Annotated in this window: 2 tRNA genes; both read left to right on the plus strand. The window is 53.3% G+C overall.

From position 1 onward, the window contains the following. The first annotated feature begins 273 nt into the window (after positions 1-273). Positions 274-350: transfer RNA gene (locus R6X40_RS31545), tRNA-Ile, on the plus strand. Between the two features lie 95 nt (positions 351-445). Beyond that, a tRNA-Ala gene (locus R6X40_RS31550) sits at positions 446-521 on the plus strand. Positions 522-1,001 lie beyond the last annotated feature (480 nt).

Consider the following 1,001-nt stretch of genomic DNA (forward strand, 5'->3'; position numbering starts at 1 on the left):
GGTCACGCTTTTTAGAACATAGATGGCGCCAGTCAGGTGACCATCGAAACACATACGCTGTTGAGATGTGCCTTCGGGTACACCGCAGTAAGGCGAATACCGCCGTCTACGTTTCTCTTTCTCGATTAGGATATGTCCTCACGGCGGTGCCGCGCTTTATAGCGCTCGCCTCCGGCCCATGTATGTGGGTAAAATGGGCGCCGGACGACCGGCGTGGGGCTTTGCCCCTGTTTGGCGGTCTGATCGGACTTAAAAGATCGACGCTAATTCATTGGGCCCGTAGCTCAGTTGGTTAGAGCACACGCTTGATAAGCGTGGGGTCGGTAGTTCGAGTCTACCCGGGCCCACCATGTTTTTGTCCTGATGCTGTCGCGGCTTTTGCTGCTGATGCTCAGGACTGGTCGTTGATCCCTCGGTTTTTTGCCTGCAGAGGCTTAAACAGATTGGGGCTTTAGCTCAGCTGGGAGAGCACCTGCTTTGCAAGCAGGGGGTCATCGGTTCGATCCCGATAAGCTCCACCATTTATTTGGTGGCGCACCGCCGCCGGCCAACCCGGCGCGCAGGTGGTGGAAGACGGAATATCCTAAGAGAGAAATAAAAGTTTGCATCGGTTCGTTTGAGCCTGATGCCTGTTCTGATTACATTGTGAAGAGAAGATATGTCTGGAAGCTTCCAGGTGTTGAGAGTGATCGAAAGGTCATTTGAAACGTCCGAGCCCAGTCCTGTTAAAGCTGTTGAAGGTCTAGCCGATCCGACGCAGTGGAGGGACTGGAGGTAGGTAGGAAGCTTGTTACTCAAGGCATGTTTGTTGTTGGTTGTTTGAACCATCGAAACTTCAAGTCCGCAAGGATTTGGGGATTTTGGTGTTTCCGGCTTCCTCTGACGACATGCCGATGGATGTTGCCTGACCGCGCATCCCCGGACAGATCTCGAGAAGCTGGTCTTAAGATCTGACCTCGAAGTGCACCGGCGTGCCTTCATATGAGGATCAGGTCGAACAC

Origin of the sequence: Rhizobium sp. PL01 (genome assembly GCF_033447125.1) — a bacterium.
Lineage (GTDB): Bacteria > Pseudomonadota > Alphaproteobacteria > Rhizobiales > Rhizobiaceae > Pararhizobium.